Raw genomic sequence first — 19292 nt, 5'->3', positions numbered from 1 at the left:
GTTCGATTCCCCCCAGCTCCACCAGGTCGCTGTCACACAGAACGAGGCCCGCCTCCCCAGTGATCACTGGGGAGGCGGGCCTGTTCGTTGTGGGAACGGAGGGCGAGACCCCCGCGGGGGCGGAACGCCGGGCTGGCTACGATGGGGGGATGTCATCCGCACACAGCCCGTCTGCGCGGAGTCGGCGGCGTCGCACCGGCTGGCTTGTCGCGGCGATCGCGGTGGTGGTGGCAGCGGTGCTCCTCACCGCCGCAGCGTGGGTGCTGGGCCGGCGGGGGGACCTCGCCACCAACGTGACCATCGCGCTGAGCTACGTCGGCGACGACGGGCGGACGTACTCGTGCACGTACGACTACAGGACGCCGCACCACGCGCCGATGCCCCCCGAGGTCGCCGCAGAAATGAACGACCGCGACTGGTCTCAGACGGGCCAGCTCATCTACGACTGGGCGAAGACCCATCCGGCCGAGTCCTGGACGACAGAGGACGAGCTTCCCGCGGACGACCCCGGATCGACCAGAGCGGACAGCTCGTGGGCCCTCGCGCTCGACCGCTACATCACCTTCCCGCCGTGGACGATCGAGACCGAGAACGGACCCGAGTACGCGCTGTGGTGGGAAGCCCGTCAGGGAAGCAACTGCGAAGACGGTCTGCGATAGGCTCCGCGGCGCGGTGACCGCGATCCTCTACGTGGTCACCCAGCGGACGCCGTCGGCATCGGGGGCGAAGCGGCGTCCGCCGTCCGTCTCCAGCTCCTCCATGAGCGGGATGATGACGCTCCACAGCGCCCAGTGCTCCGGAGTGCCTTCGCCGCCTTGCGCCTTCCCTTCCCACCGGGTGGACGCCGGAAGGGGAGCGCGGAAGCCGAACCGGGTCCCGGTCGAGTCGGTGACCTCTGCGCTCAACGACCCCGCTCCGGCAGCCAGATCCGTCAGCGTGAACCCCTGAGGGACGATGAGCGTTCCGCGTGCGCGATCCCAGGCCTGACGGACAGCCGTCAGGAACGGCCCCGCGATGATGTCGGTCGTCATCTGAAGTCTCCTTCCCCGATCGGCGGGACAGCGCCCGCTCTTTAGACTCCCTCACCGCGATGATCGCAGGCGCACAGGCCGGGTGTCTGTCCCCTCTTCGGGGGACGCGATCGACCCTCCGGCCGCGTACGACCGATCCGGCGCGGGCGCAAGGGGGTCGGAGACGAGCGGCATCGCGCGGTAGCAATGGGCTTCACGACGAAGGGAGACGCCATGCCGAAGGGCGATGTCGACACGTTCCACCAGGAGGGCGGCTGGTTCAATCGCGTTCAGGGCGAGGTGAACACGTTCAGCGGGCCGCATGACACGAAAGACGAGGCTGTCGCCGTCGGGCGGGAGACCGCTCGGGCACGTCAGGTGGAGCACCTCATCCGACGGGAGGACGGCACCATCGGGGAGCGGAACAGCTACGGAGGCGACCCGAGGGGCGTCCGCGGCTGAGACGCGGGCGGTGGTGAATGCGGCACGACAGCCCTGGTGGCCATGGCAGGCGAGGCCTAGCATTCGGTCATGGGGTTCATCATGTACGACAGCACGAGCCAGCTCCACATCGAGGACCGCGCGCTCGCGCACCTCAAGGTCGTGATCGCGACGAAGCTCCGGCGCAACGAGAGCTTCACGGTGTCGTGGACCCACCCCGAGGGCGACGCATACGGACGATCCACCATCTGGCTGCACCCCTCGATCCCGCTGCGCTTCACCTTCGAAGGGCGGGAGCCGCCGAAGCTGAATCCGCAGTGGATCGACGACCTCATGCAGTCGGCGAACTCGACCGGAGGCATCACGCTCGTCGACGAGATCGTCCAGAGCTCGACGGGGGAGTGACAGCGCAGGAGCCCCACCTCGTGCGAGGCGGGGCTCCTGTCATCGGGACGGCGGACTCAGTGCGAGCGGTCGGGGTCCTCGGCGAGCACGTCGTCGCCGTCGTCATCCGATCCGGCCGTGGGCGGAACGGTGCGCGGCTCGCCCTTGTTGTCCTCGGCGCCGAGGTTGTCGTTCTCCTCGGGGCCGGGGGAGGGCTCGGTGCTGATGTCGTTGCGGTCGCTGTCGTTACCCATGGGCGTTCCTTTCCTCGTCGGACGCGTCCAGACTCGTCCATCCGCGGCCGCAGGCCCAGCCGCTTGACAGCGCCGGCCGGATGGTGTGTGCCGTCAGCGGGGGCCTTCGATGAGGAGGAGTCCTTGCTTCGTGTCGGCGACCTTCACCCAGCCGTCGCCGAAGAGGTAGGTCATGCCGTACCCGTCCTCATCCGTGCTCATGGCGAACTGCGGGTCTTCGGTGACGTACACGCCCTGCGCGTCTTCCTCGCTCCGCCACCCCTCCTCCTCGAGGCCCGCCTGTGCGCGCTCCGCGTCCTCGGTGGACAAGGGAGACCAGCCGTACATCTGACCGTGGTCCGAGGGCACGCTGAAGTCCGCCCAGAAGCAGAGGAGTCCCTGTGTCAGCTCGACGCCCCCGACGCGGAACTCGCGTGGCTCTGCCGTCCAGCCGGCGTCGGTGAGGGCCGCGACGGTGCCTTCGGAGATCATCGACTCGCACGTGAGCTCGTCCCCGCCCGGTGTCGCGCTCGCGCCGCCGTCTGCGGTGGGCGTCACGGGGCCCTGCGACGGCGACGGACCGGGCGCGCCTCCGCCGGTGCACCCGGTGAGGATCGTCCCCGCGAGCACGAGACCGGCCAGGATCGCGAGTCGTCGGGTGGTCATCGGGGCCTCGGGGTGGTCAGTCGTGCAGGAGACGGAGGAACTCGTCGTGAAGGGTGCCGTTGGTGGCGAGTGTCGAGCGGGCGGAGATCGTCTTGGAGCCGTCGAACGCGGTCATGCGTCCGCCCGCCTCCTGGACGATCGCCACAGCCGCTGCGATGTCGTACTCCTTCACATCGAACTCGGCGACCGCCTCCAGCCGTCCCTCGGCGAGCAGCATGTAGGCGTAGACGTCGCCGTACGCCCGATCGCGCCAGACACGCTCGCTCAGGCGCAGCAGGGCATCCAGCTGTCCGGCGTCGCGCCACTGTGCGATGCTCTGGAAGCTCACGCTGGCCTCGTCCAGCGAGGAGACGGTGGAGGTGGCGAGACGTCGCTCGGTGCGGTCGCTCACCGTCCAGGCGCCGTGTCCTGCTGCGGCCCACCAGCGCCGCCCGAGGGCGGGCATGCTGACCACGCCGACACGGGGCACGCCATCGATCGCCAGGGCGATCATCGTCCCCCACAGTGGAACGCCGCGGAGGAAGTTGGCGGTACCGTCGATCGGGTCGACGATCCACTGCCTCGCGGTGCCGCCCTGAGCCCCGAACTCTTCGCCGAAGATGCCGTCGTCGGGACGTTCCTCCTCGAGGATCCGGCGGATCGCGTGCTCCGTCGCCAGGTCGGCGTCCGTCACGTGCGAGCGGTCCGCCTTCGTGGAGATCTCCAGGTCGGCGGCGTCGAAGCGGGGGAGGGACTGGGCGTCCGCGGCATCGGCGAGGCGAAGGGCGAGCTGCAGGTCGGCGCGCAGGTCGGCGGCGTCGGGAGTGGCGGTCACGCTTTCAGGATAGTCGTCGCGCCGACCGCCCCCGCAGAGACCATCGGTCAGGATCGGCGGGCGAAACGCCCGGGCCACGCCCGGGCCGCGGCGGATTTCGTGTCGGCGCCAACCGCTGGTAATGTAATTCCTCGGTCGGGGTTATCCCGGGCCACGCACCTCTAGCTCAATCGGCAGAGCAACTGACTCTTAATCAGTGGGTTCAGGGTTCAAGTCCCTGGGGGTGCACGGAACAAGCCTCGGAGATCTCGCCATCTCCGGGGCTTTTTCTCTGCCTGTTTCAGGGCTGCATCGCCCCGGGCGGGATCGAAATCGTGCCTCTCGCGGCCAGGGGAGGCACAGTTTCGCACCCGCAGCGGAACCGACGCGACAGTGCGCGACGCGGGACCGGGAACGCGTGGTCGGCGGTCGGGGGCGCGCGTCAGGCGCGGCGGACCGAGAGCAGCTGCCAGCCCTCGGGGACTTTCGCCTCGATGCCCGCCATGTCGTCGGCCTCGATCTGCTCGACGCCGTCGACGCGCTGGAACTTTCCCGTCGCCTCCATCTTCGCCTCGCCCTTGAGCATGCGCACCGGGGCGGACGTCAGCGCGTACCCCGGCTCACGGTGAGCATCGAGCTGAGTGTGGACGTCCTCCAGCGAGATGCCTGTGACGTCGACGGTCATGGATCCGCGGGGGCGGATGAGAGCGACGAGCATCCGTCCAGTCTACGAGCGAGTCGTGCCCTCAGAGATCCCAGTCGAGCGTGGAGCGGACGTCGATGGGGGCGTCTCGTCCGGCGTCCTCACGGATCAGGTAGACGACGACGCGGGACTGCGCGGTAATGAGCACGCTCGTGAGCGTGTCACCCGTCGCCAAGTCGATGAACGTCGGTTGCGAGCGCGCCGCCGCTTCGATCCGAGACATGAGGTCCGCGACATCCGTGCTGCGAGGCAGGAGGAAGTCGTGCCCATCGATCTCGATGTGCGTCGTCGTCATTCCCGTCTGGTTCCCCATGCGCTCCACGGTACGAATCACCTCACGACCCGGCAAGAGGGGTTGAACCCCGTCGAAGAGCGTGTTAGGACCGCGTGAGAGAGCTCTCGCTGCCGTCCGGCAGCTGCTGCTCCGCGGGCTCAGGGACGAGGTACAGACCGCTCGGCGCGTTGGCCGTGAACGCGAGGGCCTCGATCCAGGCGCGGTTGACGCTGGGCTGGCGACTGCCGTGGTACTTGTACACCAGCGAGCTTCCGGCATGGATCCAGACCGTCGTCCGGCCGCCGCCCATGCTGACGTCGTCCTTCCAGGTGAAGCCGAAGGGCTCGCCACGGCGGAGCTTCGCGGTCATGACCAGCTGGATGTGAGTGAGAGCGCGGTCTTCGATGTCGACCTTGACGCTGTTCTCGTAGATGAACTTGCCCATCGCAAGATTCCCTTCTCTCCACGGGAACCTGTGCCAAGAGGCGCGGCCGAGGTGACCGCTGGTGTGGGGTGTGCTCAGCGTTTCACACATCCGCCCGATCTCCTATCCCACCGGGGTGTCGTGCGTCCGCGCGTGTCGCCGCGTTTCACCCGACCGGGTCGAGGAGCGTGGGATCCGCGGGATCGACGGTGCGCGTGTTGCTCACCTTGCGGTCTACGACGTGTCCGCGGAGCGTCGCGGCGACATCGGCGGAGGTGTGGTCGAGCATCGCCAGCGTGTCGAGCTTGGTCTGCCCGGTGAGCTTCTCCGGTGTGAGCCAGGCGTCCCAGGTGTCCGGGGTCAGGAAGGCGGGCATCCGGTCGTGCACCTCCCCACCGGCGTCTCGCGCTTCCCGGGTGACGACGACGAAGCAGCGCACCTTCTCTCCCTCATGCTCCATCGACCAGGTGAGGCCGGCGGCGGCGAGCAGGCCGTCACCGTGGAGGAAGTGCGGGGTCTTGTGGCCCTTCTCGCCCGTCCATTCGAAGTACCCGCGCATCGGCACGAGGCACCGCGCGGCGGAGAACGCCGGCGCCCAGAATCCGGCGGCGAGCTTCTCCATCCGTGCGTTGATCAGCGGGGCGCGCTGCGGACGGTTGGGGGGACTCTGCCAGTCCCACCGCACGAGTTCGAGGATGCGGCCCTCGCCGCGGTCCCGGACGATGGGGGCGCTCTCGGTGGGGGCGATCGAGTACGCGCCATGCCAGGACTTCCACCAGTCCTCTGGTCGGCCGCCCTCGGCGACGAACTCCCGGATCAGCTCGTCCGTCGTCGCGTCGTTCGCGAATCGTCCGCACATGTCATCGCCTCCGTCTGGCCGGTCGCTCGCGCCGCGGCCCGCATCGCCTCCATCATGAGGCACGGCGCGGACATCCGCAGCGTCAGACGACGTCGATCACGGTGCCGGCGGTCAGATCCGACAGCTGGGCGGAGGTCAGCGGCATGACGGTGTGCGGGTGGCCCGCCGCCGCCCACACCACGTCGTACGCCTGCAGCGCGCTGTCGATGAAGGTGGGGAGGGGCGCGGGATGGCCGACGGGCGCCACTCCGCCGATCGCCTGTCCGGTGGCGTCGCGCACGGTGGCGGGCGGTGCCATGACGACCTCGCTCGCCCCCACGCTTCGCGCCAGGACGGCGAGGTCCGCCCGGTGCCCGCCGCTGGTCATGACGAGGACGGGGCGGCCGTCGGCGAGGAAGACGAGACTGTTGGCGATCGCGGCGACGTCGCAGCCGATGGCGGCGGCCGCCTCGGCGGCGGTGCGCGCCGAGTCCGGAAGGACCCGGATCTCGGTCTCGACACCGGCCGCGAGGAGGTATTCCTGCACCCGTCGGCTGCGCTCGGGGAGGGGAGGAGCGTCGGTCATGCCCCCACGGTAGCCGAGCAGGTCAGCCGGCGTCACCGACGAGGATCGCCGCCGCGTCCTCGGCGGTCGCATCAGCCGGCTCGTCGTCGATGTGCGCGAGGACCTTCCGGCCGAGGAGGATCGTCAGCGCGGCCAGCAGGACGGCGGCGGCGGCGAAGAGGTACGGCACGGTGGCGCTGAACAGGTGCCACAGCAGGGCGGCGATCGGCGGGGCCATCGCGCCACCGAGGAAGCGGACTGCGGAGTAGGCCGAAGAGGCGACGGAGCGGGGGAGGTCTGTCGCCTCCATGACGGCTTCGGTCAGCACGGTGTTCATGATGCCGAGGAGCAGACCGCCGACGATGATGCACACGACGAGAGCGGCCGGTTCGGCGACGACGAGTCCCGCGACCACGAGGTCGACGGCGAGCAGGGGCAGCACGGTGAGGATCACGTGCGTCCTCGGCATCCGGCGCATCAGCACCGGCGCGACCCACACGCTGGTGATCGCGAGGGCGACACCCCAGCCGAAGAAGGTCAGGCCGATGCCCATCGCGCCGAAGCCCAGGGGGAAGGGCGAGAACGCGAGCAGCACGAAGAAGCCGATGTTGTAGAACAGGGCGGCCACGGCGAGGATCGCGAGCGCGGGACGGCGCAGGGCCGTGAAGGGGGCGGAGAACTTCACCGGGGTGCGCTTCTCGCCCGGACCCCGCAGCAGCACGAGCACGGCGATGAAGGCGATGGCCATCAGGGCCACGACGCCGAAGAACGGGCCGCGCCAGCTCTGCTCGCCGAGGATGCCGCCGAGCAGGGGACCTACGGCGATGCCGAGGCCGAGTGCCGCCTCATACAGCACGATGGCCGCGCTGCTGCCGCCGGATGCGGCGCCGACGATCGTGGCCAGCGCCGTCGAGATGAACAGCGCGTTGCCCAGCCCCCAGCCGGCACGGAAGCCGATGACCGCGTCGACGCTGCCGCTGATCGCGCAGAGGAAGGCGAACACGACGATCAGGCCGAGACCGACGAGGAGGGTCGCCTTGGCGCCGATCCGGCTGGAGATCCAGCTGGTGACGAGCATCGCGAGGCCGGTGACGAGGAGGTAGCTGGTGAACAGTAGTTCCGTCTCGACCGGCGTGGCCTCGAGGGACTCCGCGATGGCCGGGAGGATCGGATCGACGAGGCCGATCCCCATGAAAGCGACGACGCACGCGAAGGCGACGGCCCATACCTGGGCCGGCTGCCGCCAGACCGAGGGGGCGGGTGTTGTGGGGGCGGTGTTCAACGGATGTCTCCTGTCCGGTCTGCGGAGGTGCGGGCGGCGAGGATCTCGGCCGCACGGGTGAGGGCATGCCAGTCGTCGTCGTCGAGGTCGACGAACCGCGGTGCGATCGTCTCCCGGAACTCGGAGCGCCAGGCGGCCAGGGCCGCCGTGCCGTCGGGGGTCGCGGCGACGACGGTGGCACGGGAGTCGTCGGGGTCGGGGGAGCGGCGGACGAGGCCCTCGCGTTCGAGGGTGCCGAGCAGCCGGGTCATCCCGGGCTGCGTCGTGCGGGCCGCCGCGGCGAGCTCGCCGACGCGACGGGGACCTGACTGGTCGAGCAGGCTGAGCACCCGCCATTGCGCGGCGGGCGCCTCGTTCCCCGCGTCCTGGGCGGCGATGCGACCCAGCGCATAGCCCGAGAGCACGAGGGACGGGATGACCTCGGAGCGATTCATACCAGAAAGTATATACCTGGTGATATGTATCGAGGTCACCGTCGAGCGTGCGCGATCCTCGCCGAGAGCTGGTGGGCGTGCGCGAGGAGGATCCGGCCCAGCTCGGCCTGACGCTCCGGGCCGAAGCGGAAGGCGACACCGGTGAGGCTGAGCGCCCACTCCGGGCGTCCGGTGCGGTCGAACACCGCCGCGCCGAGGCCCCAGCTCCCCTCGACGATCAGGCCGGGGTTGACGGCGAACCCGCGTTCCTTCGTCTCGGCGAGGCGCTTCCGCAGCGGGCGCTCGCCATGAGCGCGTCCCCAGTTCTCGACGAGCTCCGGATGGCGCTCCAGATAGGCATCCACATCGTGGTCGGGGAGGAAGGCGAGGATCGCGAGGCCGGCGCTCGCGACGCCGAGCGGGAAGCGCACCCCCTCGCTCAGCACGAACGAGCGGATGGGGAAGGAACCCTCTTCCCTTAGCAGGCAGACCGTCTCGTCCGCGCGCCGGACGGAGAAGAATGCGCTCTCCTCTGTCTTCACGGCGAGCGACCGCACGATGTCCCGGGCCAGCGCCGTCACGTCGTAACGGGCGGCAGCCACGGACCCCATGAGGAAGAGCTCGGGGCCTGGCATCCAGCGGCTGCTGCCCGCGTCGCGGTCGACGAGCCCCTCCGCGCGCAGGGCGCTGAGCAGGCGATGCGTGGTGGGCCGGGAGAGCCCGGCGCGTGCCGCGAGCTCCTGCAGGGTGGCGCCGTCGGTGCCGGCGGCCGTCACCAGTCGCAGGAGACGCGCCGCCCGCGCGACGGCCTGAGTGCCGGGGACGGGGTTCGTCGCAGTGTCCACATGGTGGACGCTAGTGGTGCGCGCGTCCACATCGCAAGAGGGTGCTGGCCGTGACGCCGCCGGGGCGGAAGGCTGGAGGGGACACGGAACCGAAGGAGCAGACGTGATCGACAAGCAATGGGAATCCGCGGAGGCCGCCGTCGCCGACATCCCGGATGGCGCTTCGCTCGCCGTCGGAGGCTTCGGACTCTCCGGGAACCCGATCGCGCTCATCGAAGCGCTCCTCGCGCAGGGCACGACCGACCTGAGCGTCGTCAGCAACAACTGCGGAGTGGACGACTGGGGACTCGGCATCCTGCTGGCGGCGCAGCGCATCCGGAAGATGACCTCCTCGTACGTGGGGGAGAACAAGGAATTCGAGCGGCAGTTCCTGTCCGGGGAGCTCGAGCTGGAGCTGACCCCCCAGGGCACGCTCGCCGAGAAGCTGCGGGCGGGAGGGTCCGGAATCGCCGCGTTCTTCACCCAGACGGGCGTCGGCACCCAGGTCGCCGAGGGGGGTCTTCCTCGCCGGTACCACTCCGCTGGCTCGATCGCAGTGGCCTCGCCGCCCAAGGACGTGCGCACGTTCGCCGTGCACGGTCAGCCCCGCGAGTTCGTGCTGGAGGAGGCGATCACCACCGACTTCGCCCTGGTGCACGCGGCCCGCGGCGACCGGCACGGCAACCTGGTGTTCACGAAGGCCGCGCGGAACTTCAACCCGCTCGCCGCGATGGCCGGCCGTGTGTGCATCGCGCAGGTCGAGCGGCTCGCCGAGCCCGGCGAGCTCGACCCGGACGCGATCCACCTCCCCGGGGTCTTCGTGCACCGGATCGTCGAGGTGGGCGAGGACATCCCCAAGCGCATCGAGCGGCGGACCGTCGCCGCGGAAGGAGCCTGACATGGCGCTCACGAGAGACCAGATGGCCGCGCGCGCGGCGGTCGAGCTGCCGGACGGCGCGTACGTGAACCTCGGCATCGGCCTGCCCACGCTCGTGCCCAACCACGTCCCGTCCGACGTGACCGTGGTGCTGCAGTCGGAGAACGGCATCCTCGGGGTCGGGCCGTACCCCCGGGAGGAGGAGGTCGATCCGGATCTCATCAATGCGGGGAAGGAGACGGTGACCACGCTCCCCGGAGCGGCGTTCTTCGACTCCGCCCTCAGTTTCGGCATGATCCGTGGCGGGAAGATCGATGCCGCCATCCTCGGGGCGATGCAGGTCTCCGCCACGGGCGATCTCGCGAACTGGATGATCCCCGGCAAGATGGTCAAGGGCCCCGGGGGCGCGATGGACCTCGTGCACGGCGCCGGACGGGTGATCGTGCTGATGGAGCACGCCGCCAAGGACGGCTCGGCGAAGATCGTCGACGCCTGCACGCTGCCGTTGACCGGACGCGGCGTCGTGGATCGGATCATCACGGACCTCGCGGTGATCGACGTGACGCCGGAGGGGCTGGTCCTGGTCGAGCTCGCCCCCGACGTCACGGTGGAGCAGGTGCGGCAGGCCACGGAGCCGCCCCTCCGCCTCGCCCCGGAACTGGACAACGGAAGGACCGAGATCAATGAGTGAGAACGATGTCGTCATCGTCGCCGCGGCGCGCACCCCGCAGGGGCGGCTGAAGGGGCAGCTCGCCGCGTTCACGGCGCCGCAGCTGGGGTCGTTCGCGATCCGCGGTGCCCTCGAGCAGGGCGGAGTGGACCCGGCGGACGTCGACGCGGTCATCGTGGGACAGGTGCTCGCTGCCGGATCCGGTCAGAACGCGGCCCGTCAGGCGGCCATCGGCGCCGGGATCGGCTGGGACGTCCCTGCCCATTCCGTGAACAAGGTGTGCCTGTCCGGGCTCACCGCCGTGATCGATGCGGCGCGCATGATCCGGACCGGGGACGCGGAGGTCGTCGTCGCCGCCGGCATGGAGTCCATGACCCGCGCACCCCACCTGCTCATGGGATCGCGCGATGGCTGGACCTACGGCACCGTCGAGGTCCTCGACCACATGGCCTACGACGGGCTGACGGATGCCTACGACCGGGAGAGCATGGGCGCGTCCACGGAACGGCACAACGCTCGCTACGAACTCACCCGGGAGGCCCAGGACCAGGTCGCCGCGCTCTCGCATCAGCGGGCCGCCGCCGCGCAGGAGAGCGGTGTGCTCGACGCGGAGATCGTCGCCGTCGAGGTGCCGCAGCGTCGGGGCGAACCCGTGCGGGTGACCCGAGACGAGGGGGTGCGGCCCGAGACCACGGTGGAGACCCTGGCGGGACTGCGAGCCGCCTTCGCCGAAGGCGGCTCGATCACGGCGGGCAACTCGTCCCAGATCTCGGACGGCGCCTCCGCCGTGGTCGTCACGACGCGGGCGACCGCCGAGGCCAAGGGCTGGCCGGTGCTCGTGACCGTCGGCGCGAGCGGCCAGACCGCCGGTCCGGACAACTCGCTCCAGGCACAGCCGGCCCGAGCGATCGAGCAGGCGTGCCGGAAACAGGGGATCACCCCGCAGGACCTCGATCTCGTGGAGATCAACGAGGCGTTCGGGGCCGTGGTCGCCCGCTCGCAGACCGAGCTCGGGCTGGACGGCGACATCGTCAATGTGCACGGCGGCGGCATCGCGATCGGTCATCCGATCGGCGCCTCCGGCAACCGTCTCGTGGTGCACGTCGCGCACGAGCTGGCCCGCCGGGGTGGCGGAACCGCGGCGGTCGGCCTGTGCGGCGGCGGCGGTCAGGGCGAGGCACTCATCCTCACGCGCTGACACGGGAGGCGCGGGGGTGCGTCAGGACCGATTGTCCTGGGCGTGCCCCTGCGCGTCGGCGAGGGCCTTCTGTGACCGGAACTGCAGACGCTGCGCCTTCTTGGACTTCTTCACCGACTGCGGGGAGTCCGCGTCCACCGGCACGCCGTGGCGTTCACGGCGCATGTCGACGACCGCGCCGACCGCGAGCGCCATGGTGATGCCCCAGCTCACCCACGACAGGAGCGAGCGCCAGGTGATGGGTTCGTTGCGGGTGCCGCGCAGCAGCGAGATCCCAGCCGAGATCGCGGCGACGAGTCCGGTGCTGAAGAGGTAGCGCATGCCCCTACGGTACCCGCAGCCGGGGTGCGCGGGCCGGAGCCTTGACAAGCCGGGGGAGAGGCTGGCAGGGAGCCCGCCCAGGGGCACCGGATATCATGGGAGGGTCGCGGTTCGCCCGCGGCCGCACAAACCGTGTATCTACCGGCCGTCGGCGTCTCCGGCGGACAGCGGCGGCACCCGACATCGCGTCGTCGACGCGCGAGAGCCATGACACACGCCAGCATCACTCCCGATACCGCCGAGCCGAGCCTCTTCCGCCTCGCCGGCCTGCCCTACTTCCTCATCGCGTTCATCGCGCGGCTGCCCTTCGCCATGATGGTGGTCGGCGTGCTGACCGTCGTCGTGTCGGCGCGGGAATCCCTGTCCCTCGGCGGACTCACCTCCGCTGCGGTCGGTCTCGGCACCGCCTGTTTCGGCCCGCTCCTGGGGGCCGCCGCCGACCGCTTCGGTCAGCGCACGGTCCTCCTCGCGCTCGCCGTGGGCAACGCGGCGATGCTCCTGCTTTTCACCGCGGTGGTCTACGGTCCGGCCGCCGACGGCTTCGTGCTTCTCACCGCGATCGGCATCGGCGCGACGGCCCCGCAGGTGGCGCCGCTCTCGCGCTCCCGTCTGGTCACGATCATCGGCGAGCGGATGCCGGCGGAGCGCCGCGCCCGCACCGTCTCCGGCACGATGGCGTACGAGTCGGCCGCCGACGAGACCGTCTTCGTGTTCGGCCCTTTCCTCGTGGGCGTCCTCGCCTCGGCACTCGCACCCTGGGCCCCGCTGGTCGGCGCCGCCGTGCTGACCCTGGTGTTCGTCGGGGCCTTCGCGCTGCACCCGAGCGGACGGCACGTCTCCCCGGACCGCACCGAGGACGGCCGGGCGCCGTCCGCCGCGTCCGAGCTGTTCCGGCCGCAGCTCCTCATCGTCGTCCTCGGCATCCTCGGCGTCGGGATCTTCTTCGGAACCATGCTCACCTCGCTCACGTCGTTCATGGCCGACCTCGGTGCCCCGGAGCAGGCGGGCCTGCTGTACGGCGTGATGGGCGTCGGATCCGCGCTGCTGGCGCTGGGCGTCGCGTGGCTCCCCGCCCGGTTCTCGCTGCGTGCGCGCTGGCTGGTGTTCTCCGGAGTCCTCCTCGCCGGCTCGCTGCTGCTCGGCATCGTCGACTCGCCGGCGGGGATGCTGCTCGCCTTGGCCATCATGGGCATCGGCATCGGTCCGACCCTCGTCACCCAGTACAGCTTCGGAGCGGCGCGGAGCCCCCGTGGCCGGTCGGCGACGGTGATGACGATGCTCGGCTCCGGGGTGATCGTCGGCCAGTCGATCGGCGCCGCGGTGGCGGGGGAGATCGCGGAGAGCCTCGGCACGTCGGCCGCCCTGGTCCTCCCGATGATCGCGGCCGGAATCGCGTTCGCGGCGGGTCTCGCGAACTGGGCCCTCAGCGGTCTGCACCGCGGAACGTCCGCTGTCAAGGCCTGAGGGCGGACCGGCGGTCGGCGCGCATCCTCGATAGATTGGAAGCTCCTGGACCGAGGAGTGCCCCTGTGACCGCTGCTGATTTCGTCGTCGTCGCCAACCGCCTCCCGGTGGACCGGGTCGTGGGCCCCGACGGCGAGGAGACGTGGCGGACGTCGCCCGGCGGCCTCGTCGCCGCCCTCGAGCCGATGATGCGCCGCGTGCACGGCGCCTGGGTCGGCTGGGCCGGTCAGCCGGACGTGGAGCTCGAGGCCTTCGACGCCGACGGCATCCATCTCATCCCGGTGACGTTGAGCTCCGAGGACGTCGCGGACTACTACGAGGGCTTCGCCAACGACACCATCTGGCCGCTCTACCACGACGTCATCGCACCGCCGCAGTATCACCGCGAGTGGTGGGACGCGTACGTGCGGGTCAACCGTCGCTTCGCGGAGGCCGCCGCGGCCGCCGCCGCCCAGGACGGCACCGTCTGGGTCCACGACTATCAGCTCCAGCTCGTGCCGCAGATGGTCCGCGAGCTGCGCCCCGACGTCACGATCGGCTACTTCCACCACATCCCGTTCCCGGCGCACGGCCTGTACGCGCAGCTCCCGTGGCGTGACCAGGTGCTCCGCGGGCTGCTCGGCGCCGACGTCATCGGCTTCCAGCGGGCACAGGATGCGACTTACTTCCTCACCGCCGTGCGGCGGCGGCTGCGGTACGAGGTGAAGGGGTCCAGCATCACGGTCCCCGATCAGGGCGGCTCGCGGACCGCCATCGCCAAGGCGTTCCCGATCTCCATCGACACCGCCCCGTACCTCGAACTGGCCGCCAGGGAGGACGTCCGGGCGCGGGCCGCGGAGATCCGCGCGAGTCTCGGCAACCCCAAGCGCATCCTCCTGGGCGTCGACCGCTTGGACTACACCAAGGGCATCGGGCACCGGATCAAGGCGTACGGCGAGCTCCTCGAAGACGGCCGCCTGGACGTGGAGGACGTCACCCTCATCCAGGTCGCCAGCCCGAGCCGGGAGCGGGTGGACGCCTACGCGCACCTCCGGGACGAGATCGAGCTCGCGGTGGCCCGCATCAACGGCGACCACGACACGGTCGGCCACTCCGCGATCCGCTACCTGCATCAGGGGTACCCGCGCGAGGAGATGGTCGCGCTGTACCTCGCGGCCGACGTCATGCTCGTGACGGCGCTGCGCGACGGCATGAACCTCGTCGCGAAGGAGTACATCGCCACCCGGACCGACAACCGCGGTGTGCTGGTGCTCAGTGAGTTCACCGGCGCGGCGGACGAGCTCCGTCAGGCGGTGCGCGTCAACCCGCACGACATCGCCGGCCTCAAGGACGCCATCATGGAGGCGGTGGAGATGTCGCCCGCCGAGCAGGGACGCCGGATGCGGTCCCTGCGGCGACGGGTGCTGGACAACGACGTGAACGCCTGGTCGTCGTCCTTCCTCCAGGCTCTGGCGGACGTCCGCAACCGTTGAGCGCCCTCCCCGCACACCCTTCCTCTTCCCCGATCGGAGACACCGTGACGCGCCCCTGGATCCCTGGAACCGCCGACGCCGACCTCACCGCCCTCGCGACGACGCCGCGCCTGGTGGTCGCCCTCGACTTCGACGGCACCGCCTCTCCGCTCGTGGTGGACCCCATGGCCGCGCGCGCGCTGCCGGAAGTCGCCGCGCAGATGGACCGCCTCGCCGCGATGCCGGACACGGTCGTCGCCTATGTCTCCGGGCGCAGCATGCACGACCTCCGGGAGATCACCGAGCACACCGACGATTCCGTCGTCGTGCTCGCCGGCTCCCACGGCGCGCAGTACTGGTTCCCCGGGGAGGGGGCCGCCGACGCCCCGGGCGATGCGACCGAGACCGGGGCGCGGGAGGAGCTGTGGGCTGCCGCGCAGCCGATCATCGACCGCTACGAGGGGGCGGAGCTGGAGCCCAAGACGTTCGGCATGGGCGTGCACACCCGCCGCGCGGACCGGGACACCGAGGAGAAGGTCTTCGCCGAGATCGATGCCCTCGTCGCCGAGCGCTTCCCGCAGTGGCGGCGGCGTGCCGGCCACCGGGTGCTGGAGTTCTCGTCGCGGAACGAGGGCAAGGACGCCGCGATGATCGCCCTCCGGGAGCGCTTCGACGCCACCGGGATCCTCTTCGCCGGCGACGACGTGACCGACGAGGATGCGATGCGCGTGCTGCAGGAGGGCGACCTCGGCGTGCGTGTCGGACCGGGGGAGAGCGCCGCGACCCTCCGTGTGGACTCTCCACAACAGATCGCCGCGCTTCTGGAGACGCTCGCGAACGAGAGGGCCGTCGCGCAGGAATAGACTCTCGTCATGTCCTCGCATGATCCCTCCGCCAGCGCGCCCATCGACATCAAGCCCCGCAGTCGCGTCGTCACCGACGGCATCGAGGCCACGACCTCCCGCGGCATGCTCCGCGCCGTCGGCATGGGGGATGCCGACTGGGACAAGCCGCAGATCGGCATCGCGTCCAGCTGGAACGAGATCACGCCCTGCAACCTGAGCCTCGACCGGCTCGCGCAGGGGGCGAAGGAGGGCGTGCACTCCGGCGGCGGCTACCCGCTGCAGTTCGGAACCATCTCCGTCTCGGACGGCATCTCGATGGGCCATGAGGGGATGCACTTCTCGCTCGTCTCCCGCGAGGTCATCGCCGACTCGGTCGAGACCGTGATGATGGCCGAGCGCCTCGACGGCTCCGTCCTCCTCGCCGGCTGCGACAAGTCCATCCCCGGCATGCTCATGGCCAGCGCGCGCCTCGATCTGTCGAGCGTCTTCCTCTACGCCGGGTCGATCGCACCGGGCTGGGTCAAGCTCTCCGACGGCACCGAGAAGGACGTCACGATCATCGACTCGTTCGAGGCGGTCGGCGCCTGCCGTGCCGGCCTCATGAGCGAGGAGGACCTCAAGCGCATCGAGTGCGCTATCGCTCCCGGTGAGGGCGCGTGCGGCGGCATGTACACGGCCAACACCATGGCCTCCGTCGCGGAGGCGCTCGGGCTCAGCCTCCCGGGCTCCGCCGCGCCGCCCGCGGCCGACCGTCGTCGCGACTACTTCGCGCACCGCTCGGGCGAGGCGGTCGTGAACCTGCTCCGCCAGGGGATCACGACGCGCGACATCCTCACCAAGGAGGCGTTCGAGAACGCGATCGCCCTCGCGATGGCCCTCGGCGGCTCGACCAACGTCGTCCTCCACCTGCTCGCGATCGCCCGCGAAGCCGAGGTCGAGCTGAGCCTGCACGACTTCAACCGCATCGGCGACAAGGTCCCGCACGTGGCCGACATGAAGCCGTTCGGCAAGTACGTCATGAACGACGTCGACCGGCACGGCGGCATCCCCGTGATCATGAAGGCGATGCTCGATGAAGGGCTGCTGCACGGCGACGCGCTCACGGTCACCGGCAAGACGCTCGCCGAGAACCTCGCCGAGCTCGACCCGCAGCCGATCGACGGCGAGGTCATCCACACGTTCGACAACCCCATCCACGCCACCGGCGGACTCACGATCCTGCACGGATCGCTCGCGCCGGAGGGTGCCGTCGTCAAGACCGCCGGCTTCGACGCGGCCGTCTTCGAAGGTCCCGCGCGGGTCTTCGAGCGGGAGCGCGCCGCCATGGACGCGGTCGCCGAGGGCAGCATCGAGCCGGGGACGGTCATCGTCATCCGGTACGAGGGCCCCAAGGGCGGACCGGGCATGCGCGAGATGCTCGCCATCACCGCGGCCATCAAGGGCGCGGGGCTCGGAAAAGATGTACTACTCTTGACGGACGGACGATTCTCAGGCGGCACAACCGGCCTGTGCATCGGCCACATAGCACCCGAAGCGGTGGACGCAGGTCCTATCGCCTTCGTGCGCGATGGTGATCTGATACGGGTCGATATCGCAGCTCGCTCTCTCGATCTACTCGTCGACGAGGCAGAGCTCGCCTCCCGCCGCTCTGGCTGGGAGCCGCTTCCCCCGCGCTACACCCGAGGCGTTCTTGCCAAGTACTCGCGCCTCGTGCGGTCCGCCGCCGAGGGCGCGACGACCGGCTGATCCATCGACCGGCTCAGCAACCGCTCGATCGGAGCGCCGGTGTCCCGCACAGTTCATCAGAAGGAAAGTCATGACTGCTGACTCCGTCTCGGCCGTGCCGAGGCCGCCCGCCCGCCCATCCGCTCCGGAGATCACCGGTGCGGAGGCCGTCGTCCGCTCGCTCGAGCTGCTCGGCGTCACGGACGTCTTCGGCCTTCCCGGCGGCGCGATCCTCCCGGTCTACGACCCGCTCATGGACGCCTCGCAGCTCCGCCACATCCTCGTGCGGCACGAGCAGGGCGCGGGCCACGCGGCCGAGGGCTACGCGTCCGCATCCGGCAAGGTCGGCGTGTGCATCGCCACCTCCGGTCCGGGAGCGACCAACCTCGTCACGGCGATCGCCGACGCCTACATGGACTCGGTGCCGCTGCTGGCGATCACCGGTCAGGTGTTCTCGACGCTGATGGGGACGGATGCGTTCCAGGAGGCCGACATCGTGGGGATCACGATGCCGATCACGAAGCACTCGTTCCTGGTGAAGGACGCCGCGGACATCCCCGGCGCCATCGCCGCGGCCTACGAGATCGCCGGCACCGGGCGCCCCGGTCCGGTGCTCGTGGACATCACCAAGGATGCGCAGCAGGCGACGGCACCGTTCGTGTGGCCGCCGAAGATCGACCTCCCCGGGTACCGCCCGGTGACCAAGGCGCACGGCAAGCAGATCCAGGCGGCCGCCGCCCTCCTCGCGGAGGCGAAGAAGCCAGTGCTGTACGTGGGCGGAGGCGTCGTCCGCGGCCGGGCCGCGGCCGAGCTGCTCGAGCTCGCCGAGTCGACCGGCGCGCCCGTCGTGACGACGCTGATGGCGCGCGGCGCGTTCCCGGACTCGCACCCGCAGCACCTGGGCATGCCCGGCATGCACGGCACCGTTCCCGCCGTGCTCGCGCTGCAGGAGGCCGACCTCCTCGTCTCGCTCGGCGCCCGGTTCGACGATCGCGTCACCGGCAAGGCCGCGCTGTTCGCGCCGCACGCGAAGGTCGTGCACGTCGACATCGATCCGGCGGAGATCTCCAAGATCCGCACGGCCGACGTGCCGATCGTGGGCGACGTGCGCGACGTGCTCACCGACCTCGACGCCGCCTTCCGCGGAGCGACGGCCGACGCGAAGCCCGACATCGAGGAGTGGTGGTCGTACCTCGACGGGCTCCGGAACGAGTTCCCGCTCGGGTACGCGCCGACGACCGACGGTCTGCTCGCCCCGCAGTACGTGATCCAGCGCATCGGCGAGCTCACCGGTCCGGAGGGCATCTTCGCCTCCGGTGTGGGGCAGCACCAGATGTGGGCCGCGCAGTTCATCAAGTACGAGCGTCCGAACGCCTGGCTGAACTCCGGCGGAGCGGGCACGATGGGCTACTCGGTGCCGGCGGCCATGGGCGCCAAGGTCGCGGAGCCGGAGCGCCAGGTCTGGGCGATCGACGGCGACGGCTGCTTCCAGATGACCAATCAGGAGCTCGCCACCTGTGCGATCAACAACATCCCGATCAAGGTCGCGATCATCAACAACTCGTCGCTGGGCATGGTCCGGCAGTGGCAGACGCTCTTCTACGACGGCCGTCATTCCAACACCGACCTGAACACCGGGCACGGCACGATCCGCATCCCCGACTTCGTGAAGCTCGCGGAGGCGTACGGCTGCCTCGCGATCCGCGTGGAGAAGGAGGAGGAGGTCGACGCCGCCATCCAGCTCGCGCTGGAGACGAACGACCGCCCCGTGGTGATCGACTTCGTCGTGAGTGCCGACTCCATGGTGTGGCCGATGGTGCCGCAGGGGGTCAGTAACAGCTATGTCCAGTACGCGCGCGACCACGCGCCCGCGTTCGACGAGGAGGACTGA

24 protein-coding genes and 1 tRNA gene are annotated in these 19292 nt (G+C 70.3%); 12 read left to right on the top strand and 13 right to left on the bottom strand.

Annotated elements, in window-relative coordinates; all coding sequences use genetic code 11:
* Positions 1–149 precede the first annotated feature (149 nt).
* Entirely contained in the window at positions 150–659 is a 510-nt protein-coding gene (locus DW296_RS10830; protein ID WP_136052237.1) for a hypothetical protein, read from the top strand.
* Between the two features lie 27 nt (positions 660–686).
* Here the strand turns inward: DW296_RS10830 and DW296_RS10825 are convergent, their stop codons facing one another.
* On the bottom strand, positions 687–1031 hold the full coding sequence (locus DW296_RS10825) for a hypothetical protein (protein WP_136052236.1): 345 nt from the start codon (positions 1029–1031) through the stop codon (positions 687–689).
* A 213-nt stretch (positions 1032–1244) separates the two neighbouring features.
* Between DW296_RS10825 and DW296_RS10820 the strand changes: the two genes are divergently transcribed.
* Both DW296_RS10820 and DW296_RS10815 read left to right on the top strand, forming a co-directional pair.
* On the top strand, positions 1245–1472 hold the full coding sequence (locus DW296_RS10820) for a DUF2188 domain-containing protein (protein ID WP_136052235.1): 228 nt from the start codon (positions 1245–1247) through the stop codon (positions 1470–1472).
* 69 nt (positions 1473–1541) lie between these two features.
* Positions 1542–1856, top strand: coding sequence for a DUF7882 family protein (locus tag DW296_RS10815; protein WP_136052234.1), 315 nt, complete (start codon positions 1542–1544; stop codon positions 1854–1856).
* 56 nt (positions 1857–1912) lie between these two features.
* On the opposite strand, the gene DW296_RS16485 is transcribed toward DW296_RS10815, so the two are convergent.
* The 3 genes from DW296_RS16485 to DW296_RS10805 all read right to left on the bottom strand — a co-directional run bounded on the left by DW296_RS16485 (position 1913) and on the right by DW296_RS10805 (position 3548).
* Positions 1913–2089 carry a hypothetical protein gene (locus DW296_RS16485; protein ID WP_168429021.1) on the bottom strand — a complete coding sequence of 59 codons (177 nt, stop codon included), beginning with the start codon at positions 2087–2089 and terminating at the stop codon, positions 1913–1915.
* Positions 2090–2182: 93 nt separating this feature from the next.
* Entirely contained in the window at positions 2183–2734 is a 552-nt protein-coding gene (locus DW296_RS10810; protein ID WP_136052233.1) for a hypothetical protein, read from the bottom strand.
* A gap of 16 nt (positions 2735–2750) precedes the next feature.
* Entirely contained in the window at positions 2751–3548 is a 798-nt protein-coding gene (locus DW296_RS10805) for an inositol monophosphatase family protein (protein WP_136052232.1), read from the bottom strand.
* A 155-nt stretch (positions 3549–3703) separates the two neighbouring features.
* Here DW296_RS10805 and DW296_RS10800 point away from each other — a divergent pair.
* Positions 3704–3776, top strand: a tRNA-Lys gene (locus tag DW296_RS10800).
* Positions 3777–3969: 193 nt separating this feature from the next.
* On the opposite strand, the gene DW296_RS10795 is transcribed toward DW296_RS10800, so the two are convergent.
* The 8 genes from DW296_RS10795 to DW296_RS10760 all read right to left on the bottom strand — a co-directional run bounded on the left by DW296_RS10795 (position 3970) and on the right by DW296_RS10760 (position 8871).
* Complete coding sequence (locus DW296_RS10795; RefSeq protein WP_136052231.1) at positions 3970–4245, bottom strand: hypothetical protein; 276 nt, start codon at positions 4243–4245, stop codon at positions 3970–3972.
* A gap of 28 nt (positions 4246–4273) precedes the next feature.
* Positions 4274–4543 (bottom strand): hypothetical protein, encoded by a 270-nt coding sequence (locus DW296_RS10790; protein WP_136052230.1) that lies wholly within the window; start codon positions 4541–4543, stop codon positions 4274–4276.
* A 64-nt stretch (positions 4544–4607) separates the two neighbouring features.
* Complete coding sequence (locus tag DW296_RS10785) at positions 4608–4949, bottom strand: DUF7882 family protein (protein ID WP_136052229.1); 342 nt, start codon at positions 4947–4949, stop codon at positions 4608–4610.
* Positions 4950–5094: 145 nt separating this feature from the next.
* Complete coding sequence (locus DW296_RS10780) at positions 5095–5787, bottom strand: SOS response-associated peptidase (RefSeq protein ID WP_136052228.1); 693 nt, start codon at positions 5785–5787, stop codon at positions 5095–5097.
* Positions 5788–5869: 82 nt separating this feature from the next.
* Positions 5870–6352 (bottom strand): YbaK/EbsC family protein, encoded by a 483-nt coding sequence (locus DW296_RS10775; protein WP_136052227.1) that lies wholly within the window; start codon positions 6350–6352, stop codon positions 5870–5872.
* 22 nt (positions 6353–6374) lie between these two features.
* Complete coding sequence (locus DW296_RS10770) at positions 6375–7613, bottom strand: MFS transporter (RefSeq protein WP_136052226.1); 1239 nt, start codon at positions 7611–7613, stop codon at positions 6375–6377.
* Positions 7610–8047, bottom strand: a complete 438-nt coding sequence (locus DW296_RS10765) for a MarR family winged helix-turn-helix transcriptional regulator (protein ID WP_136052225.1) — start codon at positions 8045–8047, stop codon at positions 7610–7612. Before DW296_RS10765 ends, DW296_RS10770 begins: the two co-directional genes overlap by 4 nt.
* 35 nt (positions 8048–8082) lie before the next feature.
* Positions 8083–8871: an IclR family transcriptional regulator gene (locus tag DW296_RS10760; RefSeq protein ID WP_240743063.1), complete on the bottom strand. Its 789-nt coding sequence runs from the start codon at positions 8869–8871 to the stop codon at positions 8083–8085.
* A gap of 103 nt (positions 8872–8974) precedes the next feature.
* Between DW296_RS10760 and DW296_RS10755 the strand changes: the two genes are divergently transcribed.
* The 3 genes from DW296_RS10755 to DW296_RS10745 are packed head-to-tail and all read left to right on the top strand — an operon-like array spanning position 8975 to position 11595.
* Positions 8975–9748, top strand: a complete 774-nt coding sequence (locus tag DW296_RS10755) for a CoA transferase subunit A (RefSeq protein ID WP_136052223.1) — start codon at positions 8975–8977, stop codon at positions 9746–9748.
* Between the two features lies 1 nt (position 9749).
* Positions 9750–10418, top strand: a complete 669-nt coding sequence (locus DW296_RS10750) for a CoA transferase subunit B (protein ID WP_205807943.1) — start codon at positions 9750–9752, stop codon at positions 10416–10418.
* Positions 10411–11595, top strand: coding sequence for an acetyl-CoA C-acetyltransferase (locus DW296_RS10745; RefSeq protein ID WP_136052222.1), 1185 nt, complete (start codon positions 10411–10413; stop codon positions 11593–11595). Before DW296_RS10750 ends, DW296_RS10745 begins: the two co-directional genes overlap by 8 nt.
* 21 nt (positions 11596–11616) lie before the next feature.
* On the opposite strand, the gene DW296_RS10740 is transcribed toward DW296_RS10745, so the two are convergent.
* Entirely contained in the window at positions 11617–11916 is a 300-nt protein-coding gene (locus DW296_RS10740; protein WP_136052221.1) for a hypothetical protein, read from the bottom strand.
* 207 nt (positions 11917–12123) lie between these two features.
* Here DW296_RS10740 and DW296_RS10735 point away from each other — a divergent pair, with 207 nt between their 5' ends.
* The 5 genes from DW296_RS10735 to DW296_RS10715 all read left to right on the top strand — a co-directional run bounded on the left by DW296_RS10735 (position 12124) and on the right by DW296_RS10715 (position 19292).
* A complete protein-coding gene (locus DW296_RS10735; protein ID WP_136052220.1) occupies positions 12124–13380 on the top strand; it encodes an MFS transporter in 1257 nt (418 codons plus the stop codon).
* A gap of 65 nt (positions 13381–13445) precedes the next feature.
* Entirely contained in the window at positions 13446–14852 is a 1407-nt protein-coding gene (locus DW296_RS10730) for an alpha,alpha-trehalose-phosphate synthase (UDP-forming) (RefSeq protein WP_136052219.1), read from the top strand.
* A 44-nt stretch (positions 14853–14896) separates the two neighbouring features.
* The gene (otsB, locus tag DW296_RS10725) at positions 14897–15694 is read left to right on the top strand and encodes a trehalose-phosphatase (protein ID WP_136052218.1); all 798 of its coding nucleotides are present in this window, start codon (positions 14897–14899) and stop codon (positions 15692–15694) included.
* Positions 15695–15703: 9 nt separating this feature from the next.
* Positions 15704–17422 carry a dihydroxy-acid dehydratase gene (gene ilvD, locus DW296_RS10720; protein ID WP_060920981.1) on the top strand — a complete coding sequence of 573 codons (1719 nt, stop codon included), beginning with the start codon at positions 15704–15706 and terminating at the stop codon, positions 17420–17422.
* A 70-nt stretch (positions 17423–17492) separates the two neighbouring features.
* The gene (locus DW296_RS10715; protein ID WP_025103267.1) at positions 17493–19292 is read left to right on the top strand and encodes an acetolactate synthase large subunit; all 1800 of its coding nucleotides are present in this window, start codon (positions 17493–17495) and stop codon (positions 19290–19292) included.

Origin of the sequence: Microbacterium sp. K36 (assembly GCF_004794355.1) — a bacterium.
GTDB lineage: Bacteria > Actinomycetota > Actinomycetes > Actinomycetales > Microbacteriaceae > Microbacterium > Microbacterium paraoxydans_D.
Note: the sequence above shows the minus strand (reverse complement) of the source record. Positions and strands in the feature narration are given on the sequence as shown.

Coding starts and splice junctions, on each gene's coding strand:
- DW296_RS10830 (WP_136052237.1), top strand. CDS start 150: ATGTCATCCGCACACAGCCCGTCTGCGCGGAGTCGGCGGCGTCGCACC.
- DW296_RS10825 (WP_136052236.1), bottom strand. CDS start 1,031: ATGACGACCGACATCATCGCGGGGCCGTTCCTGACGGCTGTCCGTCAG.
- DW296_RS10820 (WP_136052235.1), top strand. CDS start 1,245: ATGCCGAAGGGCGATGTCGACACGTTCCACCAGGAGGGCGGCTGGTTC.
- DW296_RS10815 (WP_136052234.1), top strand. CDS start 1,542: ATGGGGTTCATCATGTACGACAGCACGAGCCAGCTCCACATCGAGGAC.
- DW296_RS16485 (WP_168429021.1), bottom strand. CDS start 2,089: ATGGGTAACGACAGCGACCGCAACGACATCAGCACCGAGCCCTCCCCC.
- DW296_RS10810 (WP_136052233.1), bottom strand. CDS start 2,734: ATGACCACCCGACGACTCGCGATCCTGGCCGGTCTCGTGCTCGCGGGG.
- DW296_RS10795 (WP_136052231.1), bottom strand. CDS start 4,245: ATGCTCGTCGCTCTCATCCGCCCCCGCGGATCCATGACCGTCGACGTC.
- DW296_RS10790 (WP_136052230.1), bottom strand. CDS start 4,543: ATGGGGAACCAGACGGGAATGACGACGACGCACATCGAGATCGATGGG.
- DW296_RS10785 (WP_136052229.1), bottom strand. CDS start 4,949: ATGGGCAAGTTCATCTACGAGAACAGCGTCAAGGTCGACATCGAAGAC.
- DW296_RS10780 (WP_136052228.1), bottom strand. CDS start 5,787: ATGTGCGGACGATTCGCGAACGACGCGACGACGGACGAGCTGATCCGG.
- DW296_RS10775 (WP_136052227.1), bottom strand. CDS start 6,352: ATGACCGACGCTCCTCCCCTCCCCGAGCGCAGCCGACGGGTGCAGGAA.
- DW296_RS10765 (WP_136052225.1), bottom strand. CDS start 8,047: ATGAATCGCTCCGAGGTCATCCCGTCCCTCGTGCTCTCGGGCTATGCG.
- DW296_RS10750 (WP_205807943.1), top strand. CDS start 9,750: ATGGCGCTCACGAGAGACCAGATGGCCGCGCGCGCGGCGGTCGAGCTG.
- DW296_RS10745 (WP_136052222.1), top strand. CDS start 10,411: ATGAGTGAGAACGATGTCGTCATCGTCGCCGCGGCGCGCACCCCGCAG.
- DW296_RS10740 (WP_136052221.1), bottom strand. CDS start 11,916: ATGCGCTACCTCTTCAGCACCGGACTCGTCGCCGCGATCTCGGCTGGG.
- DW296_RS10735 (WP_136052220.1), top strand. CDS start 12,124: ATGACACACGCCAGCATCACTCCCGATACCGCCGAGCCGAGCCTCTTC.
- ilvD (WP_060920981.1), top strand. CDS start 15,704: ATGTCCTCGCATGATCCCTCCGCCAGCGCGCCCATCGACATCAAGCCC.
- DW296_RS10715 (WP_025103267.1), top strand. CDS start 17,493: ATGACTGCTGACTCCGTCTCGGCCGTGCCGAGGCCGCCCGCCCGCCCA.